Raw genomic sequence first — 26,302 nt, 5'->3', positions numbered from 1 at the left:
GTGCGCCGAGCGGCGGTCATCGGCAGGTCAGAGGGGTGATGGTTTCGGCTGCGGGGCCCGGGTTCCGTCGGGGCGGCGGGCCGCCCGCCGCCGGAGGGCCGCGCGGGCGGCGAGGAGCGCCGCAGCCACCGCGAGCAGCCCGGCGGGCAGCCAGGGCACGGCGAGGAAGGAGATCGCGGCGGAGTCCCGGGCCGCTGCGGCCTCGGCGGTGACACGGACCTCGCCCCGGTCCGCCCAGGGCGCGCCGGGCCATCGTTCGGTGAGCCGGACGCGCTGGCGGGGCAGGAGTTCGGAGGGGACCCCGGTCGCCCCCCGGTCCAGCAGTCGCCGTCCGAAGAGTCCCCCGGCGGTGATCCGGACCCGGGGGCTCAGGGTGACATTGCCCCGGTTGTGGAGGGTGTACGAGACCAGAGCACTGCTCTCGCCGGTGCCGGGCACCAGCGGCCGGTCCTGGTCGATCCGCAGGTCCTCGACGGTGAGCGCGGGGACGGCGGGACCGTTCACCCGGAGATAGATCCGGGCGCCGACGGCCTGGCGCACCCCCAGACCGGTCCCGGTCCCGGCCGCCGCGACCCGCTCGTCGAGCGCGACCAGCGCTCCGGGGTGATCGCCGGGCGGGGCCTCGTCCGGGACGGTGATCGTGTACGGGACGGTGACCGAGCCGCGCGCCGGTACGGTGACCCGTTCGCGCTCGGGCCGGGCCCAGGCGCCGACACCCCGTCGCCGCTCCTCCGGGGCGCGGACCGCGAACCCTCCGTCGCGGGCGGTGTTGTGGGCGTCGGCCGCGTACAGCCGGAGGGTGAGCGGCGCGGCGGTCCGGTTGGTGACGGTGACCTCGTCCCGCAGGGTCTGCCCGGGGTCGGCGGAGAGATGGAAGTACGGCCTGCTGCCGGGCTGGGATGCGGCCGGGAAGACGGACCAGTGGCCGTTGTCGGCCGCGCGGGCCGGGGGCGCGAGCAGGAGGGCGACGGCGGCGAGGGCGGCGGCGAGCGGCGCGGGGAGCGTCCGGCAGCGCCGGAGCCGGTGCCGGGCCGCCGCGGCGGAACGGGGGTGGGGGTGCGGTAGGGGCATGGGGTCGTGGGCGTCCCCTCGGGTCGGACCGGACGGGCGGACCGGGCGCGGGCCCGGTCCGCCCCTGTGCGACAGCCGTTGCGGGCGGTTCAGGTGAGCGTCAGGGTGAGCACCCCGGCGTAGGCACCGGGCGGGGTGAAGGCGGGGACCTTCAGCGAGAGCCCCGCGTCCACGGTGAACTCGCCGCCCGTGAGAGCTCCGTCGGGCGCCGACGCGAGGGTGGCGCCGGAGCTGCCGACCGGCCCTTCGGACCCGGCGGCACAGGTGCTCGGGCTGCCGGGCGCGGTGGTGCAGGCCGGGGCCCAGTGGAACCGGTCGGCGCCGATGGTGCTGCCGCCGGGCCCGGCGAAGTCGCTGACCCTGCCGGTGAGGGACCACCCGGCCGGGCCGCCCCGGAAGTCCTTCACCGTCACCGTCCGCAGCGCGCCGTCGGCGCCCCCGCCGGTGCCGAAGTCGACCTTCGAGAGCTGGACGGTGTCCCCCGCCTGGGACATGGACAGGGTGCCGTTGGCGACCAGGGCATGGATCTTCTGGGTGTTCTTCGGCAGCGGGCTGTCGTCCTTGACCGTGTACGGGGCCGGGCCCGCGCCCTTGGCCCCGGTCCAGGAGGCGCCCTCGTACGCCACGATCCCCGTGGTCGCCGTGTCGTTGACCTTGAGCCGGGCGGTGAAGCCGCCACCGGAGTCGGTCGTGAGCGTCATCCTGTCGGCGGTCTGGGCCGCGCCCGCCCGTCCGGCGACGGTGACCGCGGTGAGCGGCGCGAACTTCGTCCCGGTGACGGTGACCCGCTCGCCCGGCTTCCCGGACGCGGCGCCGAGCGTCACGGCGCGCTGGTTCGCGACCGGCCCGCCGCTCGCGGTGATCGTCAGGGAGACCGGCGCGGGCGGCCGGGAGACGGCGCAGGGGGTGTCCAGCTCCATGATGTAGCTGGTGTGGATGGTGTAGTCGCCCGGCGACAGGGTGATCGACCCGGCGGCGGTGACCTTGAACGTGCCCGTCATCGAGAAGCCGGGGAACGCGCCCTTCCCGGGGACCGGTGGGTTCTTCTTCGGCCCCTTGACGGCGATCTGCCCGGTCTGCGCGCCGCCGAGGACCACTTTCCCGGACGGGGTCATGATGTCGGCGGGGAGGGCGATGTCCACCGGGTTGCTCGCGGCGGGCTTGGTCACCCGGTAGGTGACGGTCACCGTGTCGCCGACCTTCGGAGCGGTCCTGTCGACGGAGATCTCGGCGGTGGTGGTGCCGTTGATGGGCGGGAGACCGGCGACCGGCGGCGGTACACAGCGGGTCGCGAAGTTCACCGGTACGGGTGGAGCGGCGCGCGCGGTGGCGGGTGCGGTGAGCGCCGCGCCGGTGGCGGCGAGGGTGAGCGCGCCGAGGCCCGCCGCCCAGCGCCACCGGGCCGGGCCTGCTGCTCTTCGGGCGGTGGGCGGTCGGGTGGCCAAGGCCATGGGATGCCCCCTTCGACGATGTGCAGGGGGCCATTGACGGGTGGGGGCCATGAGAAGTCAATGGCGCCGGGGGTGTTGGCTGACGGTTCGTCAGCCCTGGCGCCGCGCGCCCGGAGCCGGTGCCGTCGGGGTGCGGCACCGGCTCCGGGAACCTCGGGAACGGCCCGGACGGCCGTCGGTCAGCTGTAGACGAAGGGGCCCGGTGTCTGCGAGGTGACCGCGTCGCAGTTCACCGGGAAGCCCAGGACGTTCATGGTGAGAGCGGGCCCGGCGAAGAAGGAGTTCAGGCTCGCGCCGGAGGTCACCGTCCCGGTCAGGGGGCCGATCCGCACCGCGCCGCCCGCGGGGAGCGCCGGATTCTTCCGCCCGGTGAACTTGACCGTGCCGCCGCCCGCCTTCGCCAGGGTCAGCGTCGCGTTGATGGTGTCCCTGGCGACCGCGATGGGGGTGGTCACCGCCGAGGTGATGGTGATGGTGGCCGATGTGCCGTTCTGGGTGGCGGCGAGCGTGGCCGCGCCGCCGCCCCAGGAGCCGCAGTCGTATCCGGCCTGGGCCGTGCCGGGGGTGACGGCCGCCGCGGCGGGGGCGAAGACGAGGGCGCCCGCGGCGAGTGCTCCCGCCGCCAGGGCCGTGCCGATGAGTGGTCTGCTGCCTCGCATGGGGGTTCCCTCTCCCGTTCGGCGCAGGGGTGCGCTGGGGTCATCGATACGGTGGAGAGCCGTGGGCGGGGTGCGCACGCCGCACGGACGGGCGGTGCGGCCGACGGAGTACGGGACGGCGGCTCGGTCCCGGCCGAGCCGTCCCGCGGAAACTGACGGTCCGTCGGTGGAACTGCTGTTCATTGAGACGCACCCGGGCGGCGATTGCAAGACAGAGTCGGGTGATTCTTCCGCCGGACAGCGCGGGTGCGCCGGACTGCGCCGGGGCTCATCGGGTTACGCGCTCGCGCGCCGTCGCGACGGCGCGCGAGCGGTGACGCCGGGGTGGACGCGGGCGCGGGCCGCGCGGGCTCCCCGGCGGGCGGGGAGCCCGAAGGCGGAGGGACGGGCCCGGAGCGCGGCGGGCCGAAGAGTGGGCGGGGGCCGGGGAGCCCGAAGGGCGGGCGGGGCGCGGCGGCCCGGGGCTCAGCCCGCGGCGACGGTGGAGCGCAGGGCGCCGTCCGGCCCCGCGAGCAGGACCGGCGTACCGGCGCCGCCCAGATCCGCCACCGCCGCGCGGTCGGCGTCGGTGACGGCGTCCGCGTCGGCGACCACCGCGGCGGCCTCCAGCGACTTCGCGCCACTGGCGACGGCCATCGCCACGGCGGTGCGCAGCGCGCTCAGCTCCAGCGAGGGCAGCGAGACTGTGCCCGCGACATAGGTACGGCCGGTCTCGTCCCGCACGGCCGCGCCCTCGGGCACTCCATTGCGGGCCCGGGCGCTGCGCGCCAGGGTGATGATCTTGCGGTCCTCGGGGTCGAGTTCGCCGGTGCCGGTGGTCTGCGTCATGGCCCGAGCATAGTTCGGCCCCGTCCCGGCCCTGGTGCGGGCCCGGGGCGGCGCGGGGTCAGCCGCGGACGCCCGCGACGAACTTGTCCCCGGCGCGCCGCGCGAGATCGGCGAACTTCTTCTTGTCGGCCTCCTGGCCCGGGACATGGGTGAGGCGGGTCATCCCGGTGCCCTCGCTCGCCACCAGCACCTGGATGTCGAACGTCATCTGGAGCTGCTTGATCTCGGTGGTGAGGTTGAGGCTGTGGGACTCCTCCCCGACCTCGGGGCCGTCGATCTTCCGGACGCCTATGGTCATCTTCTCGCCCGCCACGGAGGCGCCGAAGTCCGTGCACCGCTCCAGCGCGGCGCCGATCCCCCGGACGAAGCCGGCGGCCTCTCCGCCGGGGAAGGTGAACACCTGCTGGGAGAGTTGGGTACCGCCGCCGGGGCCCTCGAAGTCGACGGACCCGCCCTTGGCCGCGCCCTTGATGGTGTCGTTCAGGAAGACCGCGATCGGCTCGCACTCCGGCTTGTCCGCCGTGGTGGCCGGGCCACCGCTCGGCCCCGGCTGACCGGCCTGGTACCCGGACGGCAGATCCTCGGCCGTCAGCAGGGCCGCCTTCATCGTCGCGGCGCTCAGCTCACCGTTCTTGCCCGCCTTGTCGCCCTGGTCGTCGCCGGAGCCGCAGGCGGCGGTGAGCAGCAGGCCGGAGACGGCGAGTACGGCGGCGGCGCCACGGCGGATACGGTGCGGCATGTGGGTGACACTTCCCTGAGAACGTGGTGCGCTGGGGAGTCTCCCCCCTCCCCGCCGGACTGTTCGAGAATAGAGGAAGGCGATCGTCCGCTCATGGACGGGGCGGATCGGGTCGCCCGCCCCGGGCAGGGGCGCCCGTCCGGCCCGGGGTTCAGGAGAGACGCAGTCTGACCGCGCGGGGAAGGCCCGCGACCACCAGGTCGTAGGAGTCCTCGATCAGCTCCTCGACCATCCGCGCGGGCAGCTCCGGGACCGTCACCGTGTTCCAGTGGCGCTTGTTCATGTGCCAGCCGGGGACGATCGCCGGATACTCCGCGCGCAGCCGGAGGGCGATCTCCGGCTCGCACTTCAGATTCAGCCTCAGCGGCGCCGCGTCCAGCGCCCCGAGCGCGAACATCTTTCCGGCGACCTTGAACACCGAGGTCTCGGGGCCGAAGGGGAACTCCTCCACCGCGTCGTTGAAGTCCAGGCAGAACGCCCTGATCCCGGACGCCGAGGCGCGTCCCGGCGGTCGGCCCTGCCCGGCCGTTCTCCCTCTCGGCACCCGTGGCACCCCTTCGGCTCACTCGCCCCGGAGCCCGGGGCGATCGGCTACACAGACATGGGCCCGGACTCGGACTCGGGCTCGACCAGCACGGTCACGATCTTGTTCCGGCGGCCCGCGGGGGACTCCGCGGTCAGCCGCAGCGCACGGCCGTCCGGGAGGTCGACCACCGCGGTCGCGCCCGCGATCGGGACCCGGCCCAGGGACTTGGCCAGCAGACCGCCCACGGTCTCCACGTCCTCGTCGTCCAGCGCGTCCACGCCGTAGAGCTCGCCCAGATCGCCGATGTCGAGCCGGGCCGTGACCCGGCGGCGGTCCCCGCCCAGCTCCTCGACCGGCGGCAGCTCACGGTCGTACTCGTCGGTGATCTCCCCGACGATCTCCTCCAGGATGTCCTCGATGGTGACGATCCCGGCCGTGCCGCCGTACTCGTCGATGACGACGGCGACATGGTTCCGCTTCTGCTGCATCTCCTTCAGCAGATCCCCGGCGTTCTTGGTGTCGGGGACGAAGACCGCCGGGCGCATCGCCGTGGCGACCAGATCGGCCTCGGCGTCCCGGTTGATGTGCGTCTTGCGCACCAGGTCCTTGAGGTAGACGACACCGACGATGTCGTCCTCGTTCTCCCCGGTGACGGGAATCCGGGAGAAGCCGGAGCGCAGCGCGAGCGTCAGCGCCTGGCGGACCGTCTTGTACCGCTCGATGCAGATCAGATCGGTGCGCGGGACCATCACCTCCCGGACGAGGGTGTCGCCCAGCTCGAAGACGGAGTGCACCATCCGGCGCTCGTCGTCCTCGATCAGCGACTCCTGCTCGGCCAGGTCCACCAGCGCCCGCAGCTCGGCCTCACTGGCGAAGGGGCCCTTGCGGAAGCCCTTGCCGGGGGTGAGGGCGTTGCCGATCAGGATCAGCAACTGGGGGACGGGGCCCATGATCCGGGCCAGCGGCAGCAGCACATAGGCCGCGGCCGTCGCCGTGTTCAGCGGGTGCTGGCGGCCGATCGTACGCGGGGAGACACCGACGGCGACATAGGAGACCAGGACCATCACCGCGATGGCGACGGTCAGCGCCTCCCAGGTCTCGGCGAACTCCTGGAGGCAGACATAGGTGACCAGCACCCCGGCCGCCATCTCGCAGGCGACCCGCACCAGGAGGGCGACATTGAGATAGCGGGTGGGGTCGGCGGCGACCTGTTCCAGCCGGGCGGCGCCGCGCCGCCCGGAGCGGACGGCCTCGGCGGCGCGGAAGCTGGAGATCCGGGCGATGCCCGCCTCGGCGCACGCCGCCAGCCAGGCGACGACGACCAGCGCGACCGCGCCCAGGACGAGGGGGGCCGTCATGAGACGGTCGGGGCCGGGGAGGGACCCGTCAGCCCCTGCTCGGCGCGCCAGCCGTCGACGATCGCCGCCTGGAGCCCGAACATCTCGGCCTTCTCGTCGGGCTCCTCGTGGTCGTACCCCAGCAGATGGAGCACCCCGTGGACGGTGAGGAGCTGGAGCTCCTCGTCCATGGAGTGCCCGGTGGGCGCCTCGGCGCCCTGCCGGGTGGCGACCTCGGGGCACAGCACGATGTCCCCGAGGAGGCCCTGCGGGGGCTCCTCGTCGTCCTTGGCCGGGGGACGCAGCTCGTCCATCGGGAAGGACATGACATCGGTCGGACCCGGCAGGTCCATCCACTGGATGTGCAGCTGCTCCATGGCCTCGGCGTCCACGACGATCACCGACAGTTCGGAGAGCGGGTGGATGCGCATCCGGGCCAGGGCGTAGCGGGCGATATCGAGGATCGCCCGCTCGTCGACCTCGGTTCCGGACTCGTTGTTGACGTCGATCGACATGGTGTGCTGTACCGCTGCTTCCCGTTTACTTGCCGCTGCCGCCGCGTCCGTGGCGGGCGGAGTCCTGTCCGCCGCTCCGGCCGCCCTGGTGGTGGCCGCCGCCGTTGACGCGCACGTCGTACTTCTCGTACGCGTCGACAATACGGCCGACGAGCTTGTGCCGTACGACGTCGTGGGACGTCAGCCGGGAGAAGTGGACGTCGTCCACCCCGTCCAGGATGTCCTGGACCTGGCGCAGACCGCTCTTGGTGCCGCCGGGCAGGTCGACCTGGGTGACGTCACCGGTGATGACGATCTTCGAGTCGAAGCCGAGCCGGGTCAGGAACATCTTCATCTGCTCGGGGCTGGTGTTCTGGGCCTCGTCCAGGATGATGAAGGCGTCGTTGAGCGTCCGGCCGCGCATGTACGCCAGGGGCGCGACCTCGATGGTCCCGGCGGCCATCAGCCGGGGGATCGAGTCGGGGTCGAGCATGTCGTGCAGCGCGTCGTACAGCGGGCGCAGATAGGGGTCGATCTTCTCGTACAGGGTGCCGGGGAGGAAGCCGAGCCGCTCCCCCGCCTCGACGGCGGGCCGGGTCAGGATGATCCTGTTGACCTGCTTGGACTGGAGGGCCTGGACCGCCTTGGCCATGGCGAGATAGGTCTTGCCGGTGCCCGCGGGGCCGATGCCGAAGACGATCGTGTGCTTGTCGATCGCGTCGACGTACCGCTTCTGGTTGAGCGTCTTGGGGCGGATGGTCCGGCCGCGGCTGGAGAGGATGTTCTGGGTGAGCACTTCGGCGGGGGTCTCGGGGCCGTCCCCACTGCCGTTCTCGCTCGCCCTGAGCATGGCGATCGAGCGTTCCACTGCGTCCTCCGTCATCGGCTGCCCGGTGCGGAGCACGAGCATCATCTCGTCGAAGAGCCGCTGGACGAGGCGGACTTCCGCCGCGTCCCCGACGGCACTGATCTCATTGCCCCGGACATGGATGTCGGCCGCCGGGAAAGCCTTCTCGATCACACGCAACAGGGAGTCGCCCGAACCGAGGACCGTCACCATGGGGTGCTTGGCGGGAACGGCGAACTCGGCTCGTGCCTGCGGGGGCGCGGTCTTCTCCCCCGGGCCCTCGGAGCGTCGGGACCTGGACTGGGCTGTGGGTGTCTGAGTCATGGGCCGGCTCTGTGGCCTGCGCATACCTCCCGTTGCAGGGTTCTCGCCGCTCGACAACCTCTGGACACCAAGCGTACGACGCCACACTGACAAGGGCCGAGGGCTTTTCCGGTACGCGGCGGGAGTGCCGCGCCGGGTACCCGGGGAACCTCGCCGGGTACCCGGGGAGCCGTGCCGCCCACCCGGGGGGCCGTGCCGGGACCGCTCAGACCGGGGGGCGGAAGCCGATGGTGGGGACGGCCCGGCGCAGCGGCCAGGGGCGGGCGTCCGCGGGCAGCAGCTCGTCCAGGAAGGCGTAGCGGCGCAGCGCGTCCGGTGGCTGCCCGGTCAGCGACCGGACCTGCCGCCACCAGCCCGCGATCTCCAGCCAGCCGGGCGCGGAGAGCGAGCCGCCGAACTCCTGCACGGAGAGCGCGGCGGTGAGGCCCGCGAAGGCCAGCCGGTCCGCCAGCGGCCACCCGGCGAGGGTCCCGGTGACGAACCCGGCGACGAAGACGTCACCCGCCCCCGTCGGGTCCAGCGCCTCCACCGCGATGGCCGGGACCTGGGCGCTCTCGCCGGTCGCCCCGTCCACCGCGTACGCGCCCCGCGACCCGAGGGTGACGACGGCGACGGGCACCCGCCCGGCCAGCGCGTGGGCGGCGGCCAGCGGGCAGTCGGTGCGGGTGTAGCGCATCGCCTCCTCCGCGTTGGGCAGGAACGCCTCGCAGTGCTCCAGGTCCGCGAGGTCGGCGGGGTCCCAGCGGCCCGACTCGTCCCAGCCCACGTCGGCGAAGATCCGTGTGCCCGAGCGGGCGCCCTGCCCGATCCAGGTCTCGCGGCGGCCCGGGGTGAGCGAGGCGACGGCGGCGCGCGCGGGCGGCGGGCAGTCGGGGGCGGGCCCCGGCGGCGGGGCCTCGTGGCCGTGGGAGACCATGGTGCGCTCGCCCTCGTACGCCATCGAGACGGTGACGGGCGAGTGCCAGCCGGGGACCGTGCGTGACAGCGAGAGGTCGATCCCCTCGCCCTGCTCCAGGGCGTCCCAGCAGTAGTCCCCGTAGTGGTCGTCGCCGAAGGCCGCCGCGAGGGAGGTGCGCAGCCCCAGCCGGGCGAGGGCGGTGGCCATGTTGGCGACGCCGCCGGGGCTCGATCCCATGCCGCGGGCCCAGGACTCCGTACCGCGCACGGGGGCGGAGTCGAGGCCGGTGAGGATGATGTCCAGGAAGACCGTGCCGGTGAGATAGACGTCCCGGTCCGGGTCGCCGGGGGCGCGCAGCCGCGCGAGCGGATCCAGGCACGGGGGCCGGTCACCGGTCGCCGGGGTGCCGTGGTGGGTGCCGTGGGTGCCGTGCCGAGTGCTCACTGTGCCGCCGCTCCTGCGCTGCGCTGCGCCTGTGCTGGTGCCTGTGCCGCCGGTGTCCGCCGTGTGCCGCTGCCGCCGGTGCCGTCCGTGCCGCCGCTGCCGCTCTGTCGTCCGGGGGCTGTCCGTGCCGCCGCCGCCGTCCGTGTCACCGGTGTCCCCCGGTGACACGGACCGCACCGGTGCGATCCGTCTGCCGCCCGGACGCGGTGCCGCCACCGGTACGTCTGCCCCGGTGTCCGGGGCCGACGCCGCCCGCCCCGCTACTCCGGCAGCTCCACCGTGAAGTCGTAGGCGTCGACCTCCGCGATCAGCCGGGCCCGCCGCTCCTCGTCGTCCTCCAGGAAGGAGGCGAGGAACGAGTTCCGCGCCAGCTCGCGCAGCCGCTCCTCGTCCAGGGCCAGGGCCTCCCGCACCGCGTGGAAGGTGTCGCCCACATAGCCGCCGAAGTAGGCGGGGTCGTCGGAGTTGACGGTGCAGAGCAGCCCCGCGTCCATCATCCGGGGCAGCGGATGGTCCTCCAGGACGCCGATGGCGCGCAGCCGGACATTGGACAGCGGGCACAGCGTCAGCGGAATCCGCTCCCTGGCCAGCCGCTCCACCAGCGCCTCGTCCTCCATGCAGCGCAGCCCGTGGTCGACGCGTTCCACACCGAGGACGTCCAGCGCCTCCGTGATGTAGGAGGGCGGGCCCTCCTCGCCCGCGTGGGCGACCTTGCGCAGCCCGAGGGCTCCGGCCGCCTCGTACACCTCGCGGAACTTCGACGGCGGATGGCCGACCTCGGCGGAGTCCAGGCCGACGGCGGTGATCCGGCGCAGATACGGCTTGGCCTCCTCCAGTGTCCGCAGGGCGGACTCGGCGGACTCGTCGCGCAGGAAGCACATGATGAGCCGGGTGGAGACGCCGTGGCGGCGCTCGCTCGCGTCGAGCGCGCGGGCCAGGCCCTCGATCACGGTGCCGATGGGGACGCCGCGGGCGGTGTGCGCCTGCGGGTCGAAGAAGATCTCGGCGTGGCGCACGCCCTGGGCGGCGGCGCGCTCCAGATAGGCGTCGGCCAGCTCGGCGAAGTCGTCCTCGGTGCGCAGGACGGCCATCAGCCGGTAGTAGAGGTCGAGGAAGGACTGGAGGTCCTCGAAGAGATAGGCGCGGCGCAGCGCCTCGGTGTCCGGGAAGGGCAGCTCGACGGCGTTGCGCCGGGCCAGCGCGAAGGCCAGCTCGGGTTCGAGGGTGCCTTCGATGTGGACGTGCAGTTCGGCTTTGGGGAGGGACACGGATCCAGCTTCGCTCATGGGTGACGTGGGGGCACAGGGACGCGCAGAAGGTCGGACGCGACGGTGAGACCGCCGGTGAACCCGGCCGCGCGCGCCTGCTGTTCAAAGACGGCGGGGTCGCCGTAGCGCTGCGAGAAGTGGGTGAGGACGAGATGCCGTACGCCCGCGTCGCGCGCGACCCGGGCGGCCTGTCCCGCGGTCAGATGGCCGTGCTCGGCGGCCAGCCGCTCGTCCTCGTCGAGGAAGGTCGACTCGATGACGAGCAGGTCGCAGCCGTCGGCGAGGGCGTGGACGCCGTCGCAGAGACGGGTGTCCATGACGAACGCGAACCGCTGGCCCCTGCGGGTCTCGCTGACCTCGTCCAGGGTGACGCCGCCGAGCGCTCCCTCGCGCTGGATCCGGCCGATGTCGGGGCCCTCGATGCCGTGGGCGGCGAGCCGTTCGGGCAGCATCCGGCGGCCGTCGGGTTCGACGAGGCGGTAGCCGAAGGACTCGACGGGGTGGGAGAGCCTGGCGGTCTCCAGCGTGTACGAGGGGGTGCGCGCGAGCACGCCGTCCGCGGCGACGGGGGCCTCGGTGAGACGGACGGTCTCGCGGTAGGCGGTGGCGTACCGCAGCCGGTCGAAGAAGCGCTGTCCGCTCTCCGGGTAGTGGGCGGTGACCTCGTGGGGGACCCGGTCCAGATTGATGCGCTGGATGACTCCGGCGAGACCGAGGGAGTGGTCCCCATGGAAGTGGGTGACGCAGATCCGGTTCAGGTCGTGGGCGGCGACCCCGGCGCGCAGCATCTGGCGCTGGGTGCCTTCGCCGGGGTCGAAGAGCAGCCCCTCCCCGTCCCAGCGCAGCACATAGCCGTTGTGGTTGCGGTGGCGGGTGGGCACCTGACTGGCGGTGCCGAGGACGACGAGTTCACGTACGGACACGGGGAGCCTGCTCGTTCCAGTGGTGGTGCCGGTGGTGCCCACCGGATGTGGACCGGCCGCGGGCCGCGCGGGGTGCTCCGCGCGGCCCCGGGGCGGTTATCCGGGGGGCCATTCCAGGCCACGGCCGCCGAGCACATGGGCGTGCGCGTGGAACACGGTCTGCCCGGCCCCGGAGCCGGTGTTGAAGACGACCCGGTAGCCGGTGCCGTCGGTCTCCTCCTGCTTGGCGACCTCGCCCGCCTCCCGCAGCACGTCGGCCGCGATCGTGGGCTCGGCGGCGGCGAGGGAGGCGGCGTCCGGGTAGTGCGCCTTCGGGATCACCAGCACATGGGACGGCGCCTGCGGGTTGATGTCGCGGAACGCGACCACCGTGTCGGTCTGCCGTACCACCGTCGCGGGTACGTCACCGGCCACGATCTTGCAGAACAGGCAGCCTGCCTGGGGTTCTCCCGCCATACCGGGGTTCCTCCTCGCGTGGTTCGTCTCGTCGGCCCCGAGCGGGCCCGGCCGCGGCGCGTGGTCCCCGGTGCCCGGTCCTCGATCAGTCGGCCGAATACCGGGCCATGCTAGCGAGCCCCGCTCTCGGCCCGGCCTCCGCGCCCGGGACTGACCCGGGCGCGGAGGCGGCGGAGGCCGAAGCAGGCGTACCGCTCAGAGCAGGGTGGGCGGGATCGCGGCCGGGGTGGCCGCGAGGGCGTCCAGGGCGATCGAGACGGACCTGTCGAGCTGGGGGTCGCGGCCCGCGACATGGTCCTGCGGGGTGACGACCACCTCGACGTCCGGGTCGACGCCGTGGTTCTCCACGGACCACTCGTACCCTTCGAGCCAGAACGCGTACTTCGGCTGGGTCACCAGCGTCCCGTCCACCAGGGTGTACCGGCTGTCGATCCCGATCACCCCGCCCCAGGTCCGGGTCCCCACGACCGGGCCGATCCCCAGGGCCTTGATGGCCGCGTTGACGATGTCCCCGTCCGAGCCGGAGAACTCGTTCGCCACGACGACGACGGGGCCGCGCGGCGCGTCCTGCGGATAGCTGTACGGGCGGCGGTCGCGGGGGAAGTCCCAGCCCACGATCCGGCGGGCCAGCTTCTCCACCACCAGTTGCGAGGTGTGGCCGCCGCGGTTCTCCCGGACGTCCACGATCAGGCCCTCGCGCGCCACCTCGCACCGCAGATCGCGGTGGATCTGCGCCCAGCCAGCGCCCTGCATGTCCGGAACATGGAGATAGCCGAGCCGTCCGCCCGAGCGCTCGTGCACATAGGCCCGGCGGTCGGCGACCCAGGCGTGGTAGCGCAGCGGCTCCTCGTCCGCGAGCGGCACCACGACGGCGTGCCGGGGGTCGCCGCCGCCCGCCGGGGCGACGGTCAGCTCGACCGGTTTGCCCGCGGCGCCCATGAGCAGCGGGCCGGGTCCGGCGACCGGGTCGACGGGGCGGCCGTCCACGGCGAGGATCGCGTCCCCCGCGCGCACGGCGACACCGGGGGCGGCGAGCGGGGAGTGGGCCTCCGGGTCGGAGGTCTCCGAGGGCAGCACCCGGTCGATGCGCCAGGCGCCGTCCTCGGCGCGGGAGATGTCCGCGCCGAGCAGCCCCTGCCGGGTGGAGCGGTTCCCGTACCAGCCCCGGGGGGTGACATAGGCGTGCGAGGTGCCCAGTTCGCCCTGGACCTCCCAGAGCAGGTCCACCAGGTCGTCGTGGGTGGCCACCCGGGACAGCAGCGGACGGTAGCGGGCGAGGACGCCGTCCCAGTCGACGCCGCCGAGGTCGGCCCGCCAGAAGTTGTCCCGCATCAGCCGGCCGGCCTCGTCGTACATCTGGCGCCACTCGGCCCCCGGGTCCAGCGGCTGCCGCACCCGGGAGAGGTCGACGGTGATGTTGGTGTCGCTGTCCTCGTCGCGCGAGGCCCGGCGGTCGCTGGGGACGACCTTCAGCGCGCCGTCCAGCCGCAGCAGCACCCTCTTGCCGTCGCCGCTGACGGAGTATCCGCCGACATCGGCCGCCAACTCCTCGCCCTGCCGCTGGACGAGGTCGTAGCGCTCCAGGGCGGTCCGCGGGCCGGGGGCGTCCGGCGTGGCCTTGGTGGCGCCCAGCACCCCCCGTACGGGGTGGCGCAGCCACAGCACCCCGTCCTTGGCGGCCCGCAGCGTGGAGTAGCTGCCGGCCTCCACGGGGAACGGCACTATCCGGTCGGCGAGCCCGTCGAGGTCGATCCGGGTGACGGGGGTCCCGTCCCCGCCGCCCTCGCCGCCGGTGCCCTCGCCCGCGGGGTCCTTGTCCGCCTCGAAGGGGCGTCCGTGGCGCTGTGGCCCGAACGGGGACGGCGTGGTCGCGGCGAGCGTGATCAGGTGCGGGCGGCAGCCGCCGACGAACGCCAGGTCGAAGACATGGGCGTCGTACACCGGGTCGAATGCGCGCTCGGAGAGGAACGCGAGGTGCTTGCCGTCGAGGGTGAACGCGGGCTGGTAGTCGCGGAAGCGCAGCGGGGTGGCCTCGGACACCGACAGATCGGCGGTGTTGGCCAGTTTGAGCTGGCGCAGCGGGGTGGGGCCCGCGTGCGACCAGGCGAGCCACCCGGAGTCGGGCGAGAAGGTCAGCCCGGTGGCCTCGCCGTGCTCGCCCCGGTCGACCTCCCGGATCTCACCGGACTCGCGCTCCACGAGCAGGACACGGCCGTCGTGGGAGGCGACGGCGGCCCTGCTGCCGTCGGGGGCGACGGCGAGGCCCAGCACCCGGCCGAGCCGTCCGGCGCCCAGCCTGCGGGGCGCCGCCCCGGCCGTGGCGCCGGTGGCGGGCGCGAACTCCAGCGCGTCCTCGCCCTCCGCGTCGGTCACCCAGACGACGTGCTCCTCGCCGTCGGCCCGGAAGACGCGCGGAATCCTGGCCCGTACCCCGGGTTCCACGGCGAGCGCCCGCGCCGGGCCCTCGCGGTGGGTGACCCAGTGGACGCCGCCGCGGATCTCGACGGCGCTGCCCCGGCCGGTGTGGTCGGGGGCGGCGGAGCCCACGAAGTGGTCGGCGTGGATGATCCGGGGGCGCAGATCGGTGCGCTGGCCGCCGAGGCGGACGGGGACGGGGCGGGGTTCGCTGTCCTCGCCGAGGCCGTCGACGATCCACAGCTCACCGGCGCTCGCGTAGACGACGCGGGTGCCGTCGGTGGCGGCGTGGCGGGCGTAGAAGCCGTCGACGGGGGTGTGGCGGCGCAGCCCGGAGCCGTCGGGGAGGGAGGAGTAGAGCGCGCCGACGCCCTCGTGGTCGGAGAGGAAGGCGATCCGCTCCCCCACCCACAGCGGATACTCGATGTTTCCGTCGAGGTCCTCGTGGATACGTGTGAACTCCCCGGCGCCCTCCCGGTCGATCCAGAGTTTGCCCGCCGTGCCGCCGCGGTAGCGCTTCCAGCCCGCGGCCTCGCGGCCCATGGTGGCGGAGAGCAGCAGGACGCCCGCCGCGCTGTGGGCCACGTCCCCGACCGGGCCGTACGGCAGGGTCGCGGCGGGGCCGCCGTCCAGCGGCACGGCCCGCGCCAGGGTGCGGCGCAGGGATGCCTGGCCCTGGGCGGAGACGGCGAGGATCTCGCCCCCGGGCGTCCAGCCGCGGACGCCGGTACGGGCGCTGCCCCAGTGGGTGAGCCGGGTGGTGGGGCCGCCGTCCAGGGGTCCGACATGCACCTCGGGGGCCCCGTCGCGGCGCGAGGTCCAGGCGACATGGGTGCCGTCGGGGGAGATACGGGGGTGGTCGACCGGGATGTCGTCGGAGCTGACCCGCCAGGCGCGGCCACCGTCAAGCGGAGCGGCCCAGACGTCGTCCTCGGCCGTGAATGCGATCAACTCGCCATGAATATGCGGATACCGAAGGTAGGCATGCTGCGTCACACCGTCACCCTAGGCAGGTCAGGGCGGCCCGGTCAGAGGTTTTCCGGATCAGACCCTCCGGGGTGGACCCCAGTACACGCGGACGGTACGGGAGCCCGCCCCGAGGGCGCGGAACGGAACGCGGGCGGCGCGCGCCGGGGCGCGGACGCGCGGGCGGCGCCGTGAGCCGCGCTCTGTCCCCGCGGCCCGTGCGCTGTGCCCCGGGGGCCGCCGGCGGTGTCCGCCGCCCCGGCGACCGGTCGTCAGGTACGCGGCACGGCCGTGACGGTCTCGGTCACGGTGACCGTCACGGTGGGCCGGGGCCGGGGCTCGCCGCCGGGCGTGTAGGGGGTGTGACGTGGCGTCACCGCGCTCGGCCGGGCCGAGCAGTCCCCCAGATAGGTCGCGTCGAAGGCGGTCCGGCCGCTGATCCGCACGGTGAGGTCGCCCCGGACGCAGACACCGCCCCGCTCCTCCGTGACCCGGCCGGTGAGTGTGATCTTCTGGCCGGAGTCGGTCTCGCCCCTGCAGTCGACGGTCGCGTGGGCGGGCGGGGCGGAGGCGCCCTCTCCGGCGACATCCGCATCACAGGTGAACCAGTTGACCGCGACACCGAGCCGTTCCAGGGTCTTCGTGGTCATGCGGTCGGTGGTGAGCGCGACGGAGCCGGAGCGCAGCCGCTCGCCCGATCTGGGCTCGCAGGCGGCCGTCCCGGCGGCGATCGCCCCGGCGACGGCGATCGCGACGAGCCCCCGGGAGCGGCGGCGCCCGCGCGCCGTGCCGTGGATGGTCATGCCGTTCATGGACGGCAGAGTGACACCGGGCGGCGCTCAGTGAAAGAGCGGTTGCGGCCACAGATGACCCGTACGGGGGATGTACGGGAGATACCGGAGACTGCCTTCCGGCTATTTTCGGCCATTTCCGGCGACCACCCCGGCCGCGCGCCCCGCGAGCACCCCGGTGAGGAGCCGGGACGGGAACGGCGCCCGCCCCGGACGGTCCCCCGATCGCGGCCGGGGACGGTCCGGGGGCGGTCGGCGGCGTCCGGCGCGGGGCTACGACCAGCGGCCGGTGCGGCCCAGCAGCAGGGCGACGCCCGCCGTGCCCGCCGTGGAGGTCCGCAGCACACTGTGGCCCAGCCGGAACGGGCGCGCCCCGGCCGCGGCGAAGGCGTCCAACTCCTCCGGCGACACGCCCCCTTCGGGGCCGACCACCAGCACGATCGAGCCCTCGGCGGGGAGTTCGGCGGTGGCCAGCGCCTCGGCGCCCTCCTCGTGCAGCACGGCGGCGAAGTCGGCCTCCGCGAGCAGCGCGGCGACCTGCTTCGTGGTCGCCGCGTCGGCGACCTCGGGGAAGCGGAGCCGCCGGGACTGCTTGCCCGCCTCGCGGGCGGTGGCCCGCCACTTGGCGAGGGACTTGGCGCCCCGTTCCCCCCGCCACTGGGTGATGCAGCGGGCGGCGGACCAGGGCACGATCGTGTCGACACCGGTCTCCGTCATGGTCTCGACGGCGAGTTCGCCCCGGTCGCCCTTGGGGAGCGCCTGGACGACGGTGATCCGGGGCCGGGGCGCGGGCTCGTCGCGCAGCTCGCGCACCTCCACGACCAGGGTGTCCTTGCCCTCGGTCCGCAGCACCGCACCGGCGGCGCCCCGGCCCTGCCCGTCCGTGAGGACGATCTCCTCGCCGCTGGTGAGCCTGCGGACGGAGACGGCGTGGCGGCCCTCGGGGCCGTCGAGGGTGAACGGGGTGCCGGGAGCGGCACCGTCCAGGGAGCCGACGACGAAGACGGGGGCGGTCATGACGGGACCCCCGGCAGCCGGGTGGACGGAGCCTCGGGGGCCCGGCCGGGCCTCCGGGGCTCCGGGGGCTCCCCCGGTGCCCGCGCGGCGCCCGGCGCGGCGGTCCCGGCCGCCGTGTCCCCGGCGGCTCCGGGGCCGCCGGGAGCGGCAGGGCCCTCTGCGACAGCACGGGCGGCGGGGGCGAACTCCGCCCGCGCCGCGGCCAGCTCGGCGGCCAGCGCCTCCACCAGTTCCCCGGCGGGCAGCTCGCGCGCCAGCCGGTGCCCCTGCCCGGCCCACAGCGACATGCCCTGCGCGTCGCCCACCTTGGCGGCGGCCTTCCGCAGACCGCTCGTCAGATGGTGCACCTGCGGGTAGGCGGCGGGCGCGTACGGCCCGTGCTCCCGCATGAACCGGTTGACCAGGCCCCGCGCGGGCCGCCCCGAGAACGCCCGGGTCAGCTCCGTCCGGACGAAGAGCGGATCGGTCATCGCCTGCTTGTGCAGGGTGTGGGCGCCCGACTCGGGGCAGACGAGGAAGGCGGTGCCGAGCTGCGCGGCGCTCGCCCCGGCCGCGAGCACGGCGGCGATCTGGTCGCCCCGCATCAGCCCACCGGTGGCGATCACGGGCAGCCGGACCGCCTCCCGGATCAGCGTGATCAGGGTGAGCAGCCCGATCCCGGCGCCGTCCGTCGCGGGGTCGTCCCGGTGGGTGCCCTGGTGGCCGCCCGCCTCGACACCCTGCACACACAGGGCGTCGGCCCCGGCACGCTCGGCCGCCAGCGCCTCGTCGGGGGTGGTCACGGTGACCACGGTGGCCGTCCCGGCCCGCGCGAAGGACGCCAGTACCTCGGGCTCGGGACACCCGAAGGTGAACGAGACCACGGGCACAGGGTCGTCGCGGAGAATGGCCAGTTTCGCCTCGTACCCGTCGTCGCCGCCGGACTCGGGATCGCCGAGCGGGGTCTCGTACCAGGAGACCTCACCGGCGAGCTGCTGGCTGTAGACCTCCACGGCGCTCGGATCGGCGGTCGCGGGCTGCGGCATGAAGAGATTGACGCCGAAGGGACGGTCCGTCAGTCCCCGGATCTGCTTGATCTCCTGGTACATCCCGCCCGCCGTCTTGTATCCGGCGGCGAGGAACCCGAGCCCGCCCGCCTCGCCGACGGCGGCGGCGAGCTGCGGGCACGAGGCCCCGCCGGCCATGGGGGCCTGCACGATCGGATACCTGGAGAGATCGGTCAGTACGGAGGACATGCCTGCATCGTCGCATGCCGCTCGCACACCACCGAACCGGGCGCCCCCGGGCACGCGTCCCGGTGCGACCGCGCGGAAACCGGGGCCGAAGAACGCAGAGAACGCAAAGAACACAGAGAACGCGGCGGGACCGCCGTTCCGAAGGGGTCCGGGGAAAGCGGCGGGGCCGCCGTTCCGAAGGGGTCCGGGGAAAGCGGCGGGGCCGCCGTTCCGGAGGTTCCGGAGCGACGGCCCCATCGACACGGGGGTACGGGCGTCGGAGCCCGTCCCGCGCCTGGTGGCTAACGGCCGTTGAACGCGTCCTTCAGCCGGGAGAACAACCCCTGCTGCCCGGGCTGGAACTGCCCCATCGGGCGCTCCTCGCCCCGCAGCTTCGCCAGCTCGCGCAGCAGCCGCTCCTGCTCGGTGTCCAGCTTGGTCGGGGTCATGACCTCGACATGGACGATCAGATCGCCGCGTCCGCCGCCCCGCAGATGGGTGACGCCCCGGCCGTGCAGCGGGATCGACTGCCCGGACTGGGTGCCCGGCCGGATGTCGACCTCCTCCAGCCCGTCCAGGGTCTCCAGCGGCACCTTCGTCCCGAGCGCGCCCGCTGTCATCGGGATCGTCACCGTGCAGTGGAGATCGTCGCCGCGCCGCTGGAAGACCGGGTGGGGCAGCTCATGGATCTCGACATAGAGATCACCGGCCGGGCCGCCGCCGGGGCCGACCTCGCCCTCTCCCGCGAGCTGGATCCGGGTGCCGTTGTCGACACCCGCCGGGATCTTCACCGTCAGTGTGCGGCGCGAGCGGACCCGTCCGTCACCCGCGCACTCCGGGCACGGCGTCGGGACTACGGTCCCGAAGCCCTGGCACTGGGGGCAGGGGCGGGAGGTCATGACCTGGCCCAGGAAGGACCGTGTGACCTGCGAGACCTCACCACGGCCCCGGCACATGTCACAGGTCTGCGCCGAGGTGCCCGGCGCCGCGCCCTCACCCGAGCAGGTGGTGCAGACGACGGCCGTGTCGACCTGGATGTCCTTGGTGGTGCCGAAGGCCGCCTCGTTGAGCTCGATCTCCAGCCGGATCATCGCGTCCTGGCCGCGCCGGGTCCGCGAGCGCGGTCCCCGCTGCGACGCCGTTCCGAAGAACGCGTCCATGATGTCCGAGAAGTTCCCGAAGCCACCGGCGCCGAAGCCACCCGCGCCCGCACCGCCCGACTGGGAGAGCGGATCGCCGCCGAGGTCGTAGACCTGCTTCTTCTGCGGGTCCGACAGCACCTCGTAGGCGGCGTTGATCTCCTTGAACCGCTCCTGGGTCTTCGGATCGGGGTTGACATCCGGGTGCAGCTCGCGGGCGAGCCGCCGGAATGCCTTCTTGATCTCGTCCTGGGAAGCGTCGCGGCGCACGCCGAGTACGGCGTAGTAGTCCGTGGCCACTTACGACTCCGCCAGGATCTGTCCGACGTAACGTGCCACTGCGCGTACTGCTCCCATCGTTCCGGGGTAGTCCATGCGGGTCGGTCCGACCACGCCGAGTTTGGCGACTGCCTCGTCGCCCGAACCGTAGCCGACCGAGACCACGGACGTTGCGTTGAGCCCTTCATGGGCGTTCTCGTGACCAATGCGGACGGTCATGCCCATACCGCCCGACTCCTTGGCCTCTCCGAGCAGCTTGAGCAGCACCACATGCTCCTCCAGCGCCTCCAGGACGGGCCGGATCGTCAGCGGGAAGTCATGACCGAAACGGGTGAGGTTCGCCGTGCCGCCGATCATCAGCCGCTCCTCCTTCTCCTCCACCAGGGTCTCCAGCAGAGTGGAGAGAACGGTGGAGACGGCCCCCCGGTCCTCGGGCTCGAAGGAGTCGCCGAGGTCCTGCACCAGATGGGGCACGTCCGTGAAGCGACGGCCCACGACCCGGCTGTTGAGCCGCGCCCGCAGATCGGCGAGGAGATTCTCCCCGACCGGCGCCGGGCAGTCGACCAGGCGCTGCTCGACCCGTCCGGTGTCCGTGATCAGTACCAGCATCAGCCGCGCGGGAGCCAGGGACAGCAGCTCCACATGCCGGACGGTGGAACGGGTGAGCGAGGGGTACTGCACGACCGCGACCTGACGGGTGAGCTGCGCCAGCAGCCGCACCGTACGGCCCACGACGTCGTCGAGGTCCACGGCGCCGTCGAGGAAGCTCTGGATCGCCCGGCGCTCGGCCGCCGACAGCGGCTTGACCCCGGCGAGCTTGTCCACGAACAGGCGGTAGCCCTTGTCCGTGGGGATCCGTCCCGCGCTGGTGTGGGGCTGGGCGATGAAGCCCTCGTCCTCCAGAACGGCCATGTCGTTGCGCACGGTCGCCGGGGAGACCCCGAGCTGATGACGCTCGGTGAGCGCCTTGGAGCCCACCGGCTCCTCCGTGCCCACATAGTCCTGGACGATGGCACGCAACACTTCGAGCCTGCGTTCACTGAGCATCGCGCGCACCTCCAGTGGTGTTCCCTCGGTCGTGCTTCGGTCACTGTCTGGCACTCACAGGTGGCGAGTGCCAGTTTTCCCCGTGCCAGTGTACGGCCGTGGGGTACACCCCTAGCAAGGGCGACCGACCACGCTACCGCGCGCCCGCGCTGGTCGTTGCCAGTAGCGTCGCGGTATGAACGTGAGTTGGGAAGACCTCGGCTGGGAGCGGCTGGCCGCGGGGGTGGGACGGCGCAGGCTCCCCGGCTGGGACGCGACCTGTGGATTGATCGTCGGCACGGAGGGCGTCCTCCTGTACGACACGGGCTCCACCCTCACCGAGGGCACGGAGCTGAGGGTCCAGGTGGAGACCCTGCTCGCGGGGAGGCACGTGACACATATCGCACTGAGCCATCCCCATTTCGACCATGTGATGGGCACCGCCGCGTTCCCGGGGGCGGAGGTCTTCGGCGCCGTGGGCCTGGACGCCCTGCTGCGGCGCGAACGGGAGGAGCTGCGGTCGGACGCCGTGCGCCACGGCGTGGACGGCGCGGAGGCGGCGCGCTCCGCGGAGCTGCTGGTGGCGCCGGGCCACCTGGTCACCGGGGAACGGATGCTGGACCTGGGGGGCGGACGGCGGGTGCTGCTCGCGAACGTGGGTCCCGGGCACACCGGCCACGATCTCGCCGTGCTGGTGCCGGGCGAGCCCGAGGTGGTGTTCTGCGGCGATCTGGTGGAGGAGTCCGGCGAGCCGCAGGCCGGTCCGGACGCCATCGGCGCGCGCTGGCCCGCCGCGCTGGACCGGCTGCTGGCGCTGGGCGGCGAGGACGCGGCCTATGTCCCCGGGCACGGCGCGGTGGTGGACGCGGCCTTCGTCCGGGCCCAGCGCGCGGCGCTGGCGGAGCGGTTCGCGGTGTCGTAGCGTCGGCCGGATGCGCAGCTACAGCCCCGATCTGACGCCCCCGTGGAAGCGGCCCGGCCGCCAGGCCGTCCCCGAGGTGCCCGCCGAACCCGATCTCGTGGTGGAGGAGGTGGCCACCGGGTACTGCGGGGCGGTGATCGGCTGCGAGGCCGGGACGGTGACCCTGGAGGACCGCTTCGGCAAGCGGCGGGTCTTCCCGCTCGCCCCGCGGGGCTTTCTGCTGGAGGGGAGCGTCGTCACCCTGGTCCGCCCGGCACGGTCGCCCGCCGCCCCGGCGCGCACCGCGTCGGGCTCGGTGGCCGTCCCCGGGACACGGGCCAGGGTGGCGCGGGCGGGCCGTATCTATGTCGAGGGCCGCCACGACGCCGAGCTGGTCGAACGGGTCTGGGGCGACGATCTGCGGATCGAGGGGGTGGTCGTCGAGTATCTGGAGGGCGTCGACGACCTGCCCGCCGTGGTCGCGGAGTTCGCGCCGGGGCCCGACGCCCGGCTGGGGGTGCTCGTGGACCATCTGGTGCCGGGGTCCAAGGAGTCCCGGATCGCCGCGTCGGTGACGGGGCCGGACGTCCTGGTCGTGGGGCACCCCTACATCGACGTCTGGGCGGCGGTGAAGCCGTCCTCGCTGGGCATCGGTGCCTGGCCGGCGGTCCCGCGCGGCCAGGACTGGAAGACGGGCGTCTGCCGGGCCCTGGGCTGGCCCGAGCGGACAGGCGCGGCCTGGCAGCACATCCTGTCGCGGGTCCACTCGTACAGGGACCTGGAGCCCGCGCTGCTGGGACGGGTGGAGGAGCTGATCGACTTCGTGACCGCGCCCCCGGGGGACGGGAACGGCTGACGGGGCCGGGCGCCCCCCCCCCCCGGTGGACGGGGAACGGCCGGCCCCCGGTGGGCAGGAGAACGGCCGGGGCTCAGTCGACGAGGTCGCGTACCACCGCGTCCGCCAGCAGGCGCCCCCTCAGGGTGAGCACGGCACGTCCCCCGTCGTACGCGGACGCTTCGAGCAGTCCGTCGGCGAGCGCGCGGCGCGCCGCTTCGAGCCCGGCGGGCCGCAGCAGCGACAGCGGCACCCCGTCGACGAGCCGCAGCTCCAGCAGGACCCGTTCGACCCGGCGGTCCTCGTCCGACAGCAGCTCCCGGCCCGCGCCCGGCGACCGGCCCTCGGCGAGCGCGGCGGCATAGGCGCCCGGGTGTTTCACGTTCCACCAGCGCACCCCGCCGACATGGCTGTGGGCCCCGGGTCCCGCGCCCCACCAGTCCGCGCCCCGCCAGTACAGCTCGTTGTGGAGGCAGCGCCCGGCCTCGGAGGTGGCCCAGTTGGACACCTCGTACCAGGAGTAGCCCGCTTCCGCGAGGACGGATTCGGCGATCAGATAGCGGTCGGCGTGCACGTCGTCGTCGGTCATCGGCACCTCGCCCCGGCGGATGCGCCGCGCGAGCTGGGTGCCCTCCTCCACGATCAGGGCGTACGCGGAGATGTGGTCGGGGCCCGCGCCGACCGCCGCCGTCAGGGACGCGCGCCAGTCCTCGTCGCTCTCGCCGGGGGTGCCGTAGATCAGGTCCAGGTTCACATGGCCGAAGCCCGCCGCACGCGCCTCGGCCACGCAGGCTTCGGGCCTGCCGGGGGTGTGGGTGCGGTCGAGCACCTTCAGGACATGCCGCCGGGCGCTCTGCATCCCGAACGAGATCCGGTTGAAGCCCCCGGCCCGCAGCTCCTCCAGATACTCCGGACCGACGGACTCCGGATTGGCCTCGGTGGTGATCTCCGCGTCCTCGGCGAGGCCGAACTCCTTCCGGACGGTCTCCACCATCGCCACCAGGTCCCGCGCGGGCAGCAGGGTGGGCGTACCGCCGCCGACGAAGACCGTGCGCACCGGGCGGGGGTCGTCGCCGAGCACCGTACGGGCGTGGCGGACCTCCTCCGCGACCGTCGCCGCGTAGTTGTCCCGGGAGGCGAGCACACCACCGGAACCGCGCAGCTCACTGGCGGTGTAGGTATTGAAGTCGCAGTAGCCGCAGCGGGTGGCGCAGTACGGCACGTGCAGATAGAAGGCGAGCGGCCGGTCGGCGGCGCCGTCGAGCGCGGCGGCCGGGAGCGACCCGTCCGGGGGCATGGGCTCACCGTCGGGCAGTACGGAAGGCATGCCCCCATTGTCCGTCACCCGGCCCGTGCCCCCGCCCCGGCCGGGCGGCCGGGGCGGATCAGCGCGGTCCGCGGGGGCGGCGGGAGGCCGTCAGCTCTCCCGGGCGCCCTGGTACATCTCGTCGATCAGGTGCTGGAACTCACGCTCGACCGCCGGGCGCTTCAGCTTGAGGCTCGGGGTGAGGTCGCCGTGCTCCACGTCGAGGTCCCGGGGCAGCAGCCGGAACTTCTTGATCGTCTGCCAGCGCTGGAGCCCCTCGTTCACCCGGGCCGCGTAGCCCTGGATCAGCTCCCGGGTGGCGGGCGCCGCCACCACCTCGGCGTAGGAGCGGCCGTCGAGCCCGTTCTCCTTCGCCCAGCCGAGCACCGTGGGCTCGTCGAGCGCGATCAGCGCGGTGCAGAAGTTCCGGTCCGCGCCGATGACCACGATGTTCGAGACGAAGGGGCAGGCGGCCTTGAACTGGATCTCGATCTCCGTCGGGGCGATGTACTTGCCGCCGGAGGTCTTGATCAGGTCCTTCTTGCGGTCGGTGATCCGCAGATAGCCGTCGGTGGAGAGTTCACCGATGTCGCCGGTGTGCAGCCAGCCGTCCGGCTCCAGCACCTCGGCGGTCTTCTCGGGCTGCCCGTGGTAGCCCTGCATGATGCCCGGGCCGCGCAGCAGGATCTCGCCGTCGTCGGCGATCCGCACCTCCGTGCCGGGCAGGGGTTTGCCGACCGTGCCGGTGCGGTAGGCCTCGCCCGGGTTGACGAAGGAGGCGGCGCTCGACTCGGTCAGCCCGTACCCCTCCAGGATGTGGATTCCGGCGCCCGCGAAGAAGTAGCCGATCTCCGGCGAGAGCGCGGCGGAGCCGGAGACGGCGGCGCGCAGCCTGCCGCCGAACGCCTCGCGCAGCTTGGAGTAGACGAGCGCGTCGGCGACCTTGTGCTTGGCGCTCAGCGCGAACGGGACGGAGCGGGTGCCCGTCCGGCGGAAGTTGTCCTGGCCGGCCTTGGCGTACTCGCGCGCGACCTCGGCGGCCCAGCGGAAGATCTTGTACTTGGCGGGTCCTCCGGCGCGCGCCTTGGCGGCGACGCCGTTGTAGACCTTCTCGAAGATCCGCGGCACGGCCGCCATATAGGTCGGCTGGACCACCGGCAGATTGTCGATGATCTTGTCGATGCGGCCGTCGACGGCGGTGACATGACCGACCTCGATCTGGCCGGAGGTCAGCACCTTGCCGAAGACATGCGCGAGCGGCAGCCAGAGGTACTGCACATCGTCCGCGTTGACCAGGCCGGAGGCCCCGATCGCCCGCGCCATGTACGACCAGTTGTCGTGCGGCAGGCGGACACCCTTGGGACGGCCGGTGGTGCCCGAGGTGTAGATCAGGGTCGCGAGCTGGTCGGAGGTGATCGCCCCGACGCGCTCCTTGACCGCTCCGGGGGTGGCCGCGAGGTACGCGGCGCCGCGCGCCTCCAGCTCGGCCAGGGTGAGCACCCATCCCTCGGGGTCGGCCGCGTCCGGCTCGACGCCCGTGGCGTCGATGACGACGACATGCCGCAGCCCCGGCAGCTCGGCGCGGCGCTCCCGCGCCTTGGCGAGCTGTACGGCGTCCTCCGCGATGAGGACCCGGCTCTCGGAGTCCGCGAGGATGTACGCCGACTCCTCGGCGTTGGTGGACGGGTAGATCGTCGTCGTGGCGCCGCCCGCGCACATCACCCCGAGGTCGGCGAGAATCCACTCGATCCGGGTGGCGGAGGCCAGCGCGACACGGTCCTCGGGCTCGACGCCGAGGCCGATGAGCCCCGCCGCGACGGCGTGCACCCGCTCGGCGGCCTCGCTCCAGCTCAGCGACTTCCACTCGTCAGGGCCCTGGCCCGACGCGGACGGCACCGGGTAGCGGAACGCCTCGGCGTCCGGAGTGGCCGCCACGCGCTCGGCGAAGAGGACCGCCACGGAGGGCGGCCGGTTCTCGATCAGGGTCTGTGTGTCGCTCACGACGTCCTCCGGGCCTGCGGCAGCACTGCACGACGGGCTGGTTTATAACTGGCGAGTAACCATCGAGCCGTGATCAGGGTAGAGCGCCCTGTCCCGGTGCGTAAGGGTCTACGGTCCCTCGCTTCAAAACCGCTTCAAAACGCTTCC

At 73.5% G+C, this 26,302-nt stretch carries 23 protein-coding genes; 2 read left to right on the top strand and 21 right to left on the bottom strand.

Annotated features, from left to right (window positions below):
- Nucleotides 1–27: 27 nt before the first annotated feature.
- From CRV15_RS19885 to hrcA, 19 genes are all read right to left on the bottom strand, one after another.
- Nucleotides 28–1,071, bottom strand: coding sequence for a WxL protein peptidoglycan domain-containing protein (locus CRV15_RS19885; RefSeq protein ID WP_003960419.1), 1,044 nt, complete (start codon nt 1,069–1,071; stop codon nt 28–30).
- Between the two features lie 89 nt (nt 1,072–1,160).
- On the bottom strand, nt 1,161–2,522 hold the full coding sequence (locus CRV15_RS19880; RefSeq protein WP_009996165.1) for a WxL domain-containing protein: 1,362 nt from the start codon (nt 2,520–2,522) through the stop codon (nt 1,161–1,163).
- A gap of 179 nt (nt 2,523–2,701) precedes the next feature.
- On the bottom strand, nt 2,702–3,181 hold the full coding sequence (locus CRV15_RS19875) for a hypothetical protein (RefSeq protein WP_003960421.1): 480 nt from the start codon (nt 3,179–3,181) through the stop codon (nt 2,702–2,704).
- Between the two features lie 465 nt (nt 3,182–3,646).
- Nucleotides 3,647–4,009 carry a hypothetical protein gene (locus tag CRV15_RS19870; protein WP_003957733.1) on the bottom strand — a complete coding sequence of 121 codons (363 nt, stop codon included), beginning with the start codon at nt 4,007–4,009 and terminating at the stop codon, nt 3,647–3,649.
- Between the two features lie 58 nt (nt 4,010–4,067).
- Nucleotides 4,068–4,748 (bottom strand): hypothetical protein, encoded by a 681-nt coding sequence (locus CRV15_RS19865; protein WP_003957734.1) that lies wholly within the window; start codon nt 4,746–4,748, stop codon nt 4,068–4,070.
- 151 nt (nt 4,749–4,899) lie between these two features.
- Entirely contained in the window at nt 4,900–5,292 is a 393-nt protein-coding gene (locus tag CRV15_RS19860; RefSeq protein ID WP_003957735.1) for an MmcQ/YjbR family DNA-binding protein, read from the bottom strand.
- A 47-nt stretch (nt 5,293–5,339) separates the two neighbouring features.
- Nucleotides 5,340–6,632 (bottom strand): hemolysin family protein, encoded by a 1,293-nt coding sequence (locus CRV15_RS19855; protein ID WP_003957736.1) that lies wholly within the window; start codon nt 6,630–6,632, stop codon nt 5,340–5,342.
- Complete coding sequence (gene ybeY / locus CRV15_RS19850) at nt 6,629–7,126, bottom strand: rRNA maturation RNase YbeY (RefSeq protein ID WP_003957737.1); 498 nt, start codon at nt 7,124–7,126, stop codon at nt 6,629–6,631. Before ybeY ends, CRV15_RS19855 begins: the two co-directional genes overlap by 4 nt.
- A 25-nt stretch (nt 7,127–7,151) precedes the next feature.
- Entirely contained in the window at nt 7,152–8,276 is a 1,125-nt protein-coding gene (locus CRV15_RS19845; protein ID WP_003957738.1) for a PhoH family protein, read from the bottom strand.
- Between the two features lie 205 nt (nt 8,277–8,481).
- The gene (locus CRV15_RS19840; RefSeq protein WP_044955847.1) at nt 8,482–9,549 is read right to left on the bottom strand and encodes a carbohydrate kinase family protein; all 1,068 of its coding nucleotides are present in this window, start codon (nt 9,547–9,549) and stop codon (nt 8,482–8,484) included.
- 329 nt (nt 9,550–9,878) lie between these two features.
- On the bottom strand, nt 9,879–10,886 hold the full coding sequence (locus tag CRV15_RS19835) for an adenosine deaminase (protein WP_003957740.1): 1,008 nt from the start codon (nt 10,884–10,886) through the stop codon (nt 9,879–9,881).
- Nucleotides 10,887–10,900: 14 nt separating this feature from the next.
- Nucleotides 10,901–11,809 (bottom strand): ribonuclease Z, encoded by a 909-nt coding sequence (locus CRV15_RS19830; protein ID WP_003957741.1) that lies wholly within the window; start codon nt 11,807–11,809, stop codon nt 10,901–10,903.
- 96 nt (nt 11,810–11,905) lie between these two features.
- Nucleotides 11,906–12,265: a histidine triad nucleotide-binding protein gene (locus CRV15_RS19825; protein ID WP_003957742.1), complete on the bottom strand. Its 360-nt coding sequence runs from the start codon at nt 12,263–12,265 to the stop codon at nt 11,906–11,908.
- Nucleotides 12,266–12,460: 195 nt separating this feature from the next.
- On the bottom strand, nt 12,461–15,676 hold the full coding sequence (locus CRV15_RS19820; protein ID WP_003960426.1) for a S41 family peptidase: 3,216 nt from the start codon (nt 15,674–15,676) through the stop codon (nt 12,461–12,463).
- A 242-nt stretch (nt 15,677–15,918) separates the two neighbouring features.
- Nucleotides 15,919–16,458 carry a hypothetical protein gene (locus CRV15_RS19815; RefSeq protein ID WP_003957746.1) on the bottom strand — a complete coding sequence of 180 codons (540 nt, stop codon included), beginning with the start codon at nt 16,456–16,458 and terminating at the stop codon, nt 15,919–15,921.
- Nucleotides 16,459–16,710: 252 nt separating this feature from the next.
- Nucleotides 16,711–17,454: a 16S rRNA (uracil(1498)-N(3))-methyltransferase gene (locus CRV15_RS19810; protein ID WP_003960427.1), complete on the bottom strand. Its 744-nt coding sequence runs from the start codon at nt 17,452–17,454 to the stop codon at nt 16,711–16,713.
- Nucleotides 17,451–18,689, bottom strand: a complete 1,239-nt coding sequence (locus CRV15_RS19805; protein ID WP_009996173.1) for a nitronate monooxygenase — start codon at nt 18,687–18,689, stop codon at nt 17,451–17,453. The genes CRV15_RS19810 and CRV15_RS19805 overlap by 4 nt, the downstream gene beginning before the upstream one ends.
- A gap of 281 nt (nt 18,690–18,970) precedes the next feature.
- Nucleotides 18,971–20,107 carry a molecular chaperone DnaJ gene (gene dnaJ / locus CRV15_RS19800; protein ID WP_003957748.1) on the bottom strand — a complete coding sequence of 379 codons (1,137 nt, stop codon included), beginning with the start codon at nt 20,105–20,107 and terminating at the stop codon, nt 18,971–18,973.
- Nucleotides 20,108–21,133, bottom strand: a complete 1,026-nt coding sequence (hrcA, locus tag CRV15_RS19795; protein WP_003957749.1) for a heat-inducible transcriptional repressor HrcA — start codon at nt 21,131–21,133, stop codon at nt 20,108–20,110.
- Between the two features lie 175 nt (nt 21,134–21,308).
- On the opposite strand from hrcA, the gene CRV15_RS19790 reads away from it, so the two are divergent.
- Both CRV15_RS19790 and CRV15_RS19785 read left to right on the top strand, forming a co-directional pair.
- Nucleotides 21,309–22,034: an MBL fold metallo-hydrolase gene (locus tag CRV15_RS19790; RefSeq protein ID WP_003957750.1), complete on the top strand. Its 726-nt coding sequence runs from the start codon at nt 21,309–21,311 to the stop codon at nt 22,032–22,034.
- 10 nt (nt 22,035–22,044) lie between these two features.
- Nucleotides 22,045–22,869 carry a DUF3097 domain-containing protein gene (locus tag CRV15_RS19785; protein WP_003957751.1) on the top strand — a complete coding sequence of 275 codons (825 nt, stop codon included), beginning with the start codon at nt 22,045–22,047 and terminating at the stop codon, nt 22,867–22,869.
- Between the two features lie 73 nt (nt 22,870–22,942).
- On the opposite strand, the gene hemW is transcribed toward CRV15_RS19785, so the two are convergent.
- On the bottom strand, nt 22,943–24,175 hold the full coding sequence (gene hemW / locus CRV15_RS19780; RefSeq protein ID WP_003960430.1) for a radical SAM family heme chaperone HemW: 1,233 nt from the start codon (nt 24,173–24,175) through the stop codon (nt 22,943–22,945).
- 90 nt (nt 24,176–24,265) lie between these two features.
- Nucleotides 24,266–26,155: an AMP-dependent synthetase/ligase gene (locus tag CRV15_RS19775; protein WP_003957753.1), complete on the bottom strand. Its 1,890-nt coding sequence runs from the start codon at nt 26,153–26,155 to the stop codon at nt 24,266–24,268.
- Between the last annotated feature and the right edge of the window lie 147 nt (nt 26,156–26,302).

The organism is Streptomyces clavuligerus (assembly GCF_005519465.1).
Lineage (GTDB): Bacteria > Actinomycetota > Actinomycetes > Streptomycetales > Streptomycetaceae > Streptomyces > Streptomyces clavuligerus.
This window is presented reverse-complemented; position numbering and strand designations above follow the sequence as displayed.

Excerpts from the sequence above, each read along its gene's own strand:
- CRV15_RS19855 (WP_003957736.1), bottom strand. The coding sequence starts at position 6,632 with ATGACGGCCCCCCTCGTCCTGGGCGCGGTCGCGCTGGTCGTCGTCGCC.
- CRV15_RS19805 (WP_009996173.1), bottom strand. The coding sequence starts at position 18,689 with ATGTCCTCCGTACTGACCGATCTCTCCAGGTATCCGATCGTGCAGGCC.
- hemW (WP_003960430.1), bottom strand. The coding sequence starts at position 24,175 with ATGCCTTCCGTACTGCCCGACGGTGAGCCCATGCCCCCGGACGGGTCG.
- CRV15_RS19815 (WP_003957746.1), bottom strand. The coding sequence starts at position 16,458 with ATGAACGGCATGACCATCCACGGCACGGCGCGCGGGCGCCGCCGCTCC.
- CRV15_RS19845 (WP_003957738.1), bottom strand. The coding sequence starts at position 8,276 with ATGACTCAGACACCCACAGCCCAGTCCAGGTCCCGACGCTCCGAGGGC.
- CRV15_RS19885 (WP_003960419.1), bottom strand. The coding sequence starts at position 1,071 with ATGCCCCTACCGCACCCCCACCCCCGTTCCGCCGCGGCGGCCCGGCAC.
- CRV15_RS19875 (WP_003960421.1), bottom strand. The coding sequence starts at position 3,181 with ATGCGAGGCAGCAGACCACTCATCGGCACGGCCCTGGCGGCGGGAGCA.
- CRV15_RS19825 (WP_003957742.1), bottom strand. The coding sequence starts at position 12,265 with ATGGCGGGAGAACCCCAGGCAGGCTGCCTGTTCTGCAAGATCGTGGCC.
- ybeY (WP_003957737.1), bottom strand. The coding sequence starts at position 7,126 with ATGTCGATCGACGTCAACAACGAGTCCGGAACCGAGGTCGACGAGCGG.
- hrcA (WP_003957749.1), bottom strand. The coding sequence starts at position 21,133 with ATGCTCAGTGAACGCAGGCTCGAAGTGTTGCGTGCCATCGTCCAGGAC.
- CRV15_RS19810 (WP_003960427.1), bottom strand. The coding sequence starts at position 17,454 with ATGACCGCCCCCGTCTTCGTCGTCGGCTCCCTGGACGGTGCCGCTCCC.
- CRV15_RS19865 (WP_003957734.1), bottom strand. The coding sequence starts at position 4,748 with ATGCCGCACCGTATCCGCCGTGGCGCCGCCGCCGTACTCGCCGTCTCC.
- CRV15_RS19790 (WP_003957750.1), top strand. The coding sequence starts at position 21,309 with ATGAACGTGAGTTGGGAAGACCTCGGCTGGGAGCGGCTGGCCGCGGGG.
- CRV15_RS19785 (WP_003957751.1), top strand. The coding sequence starts at position 22,045 with ATGCGCAGCTACAGCCCCGATCTGACGCCCCCGTGGAAGCGGCCCGGC.
- CRV15_RS19870 (WP_003957733.1), bottom strand. The coding sequence starts at position 4,009 with ATGACGCAGACCACCGGCACCGGCGAACTCGACCCCGAGGACCGCAAG.
- CRV15_RS19880 (WP_009996165.1), bottom strand. The coding sequence starts at position 2,522 with ATGGCCTTGGCCACCCGACCGCCCACCGCCCGAAGAGCAGCAGGCCCG.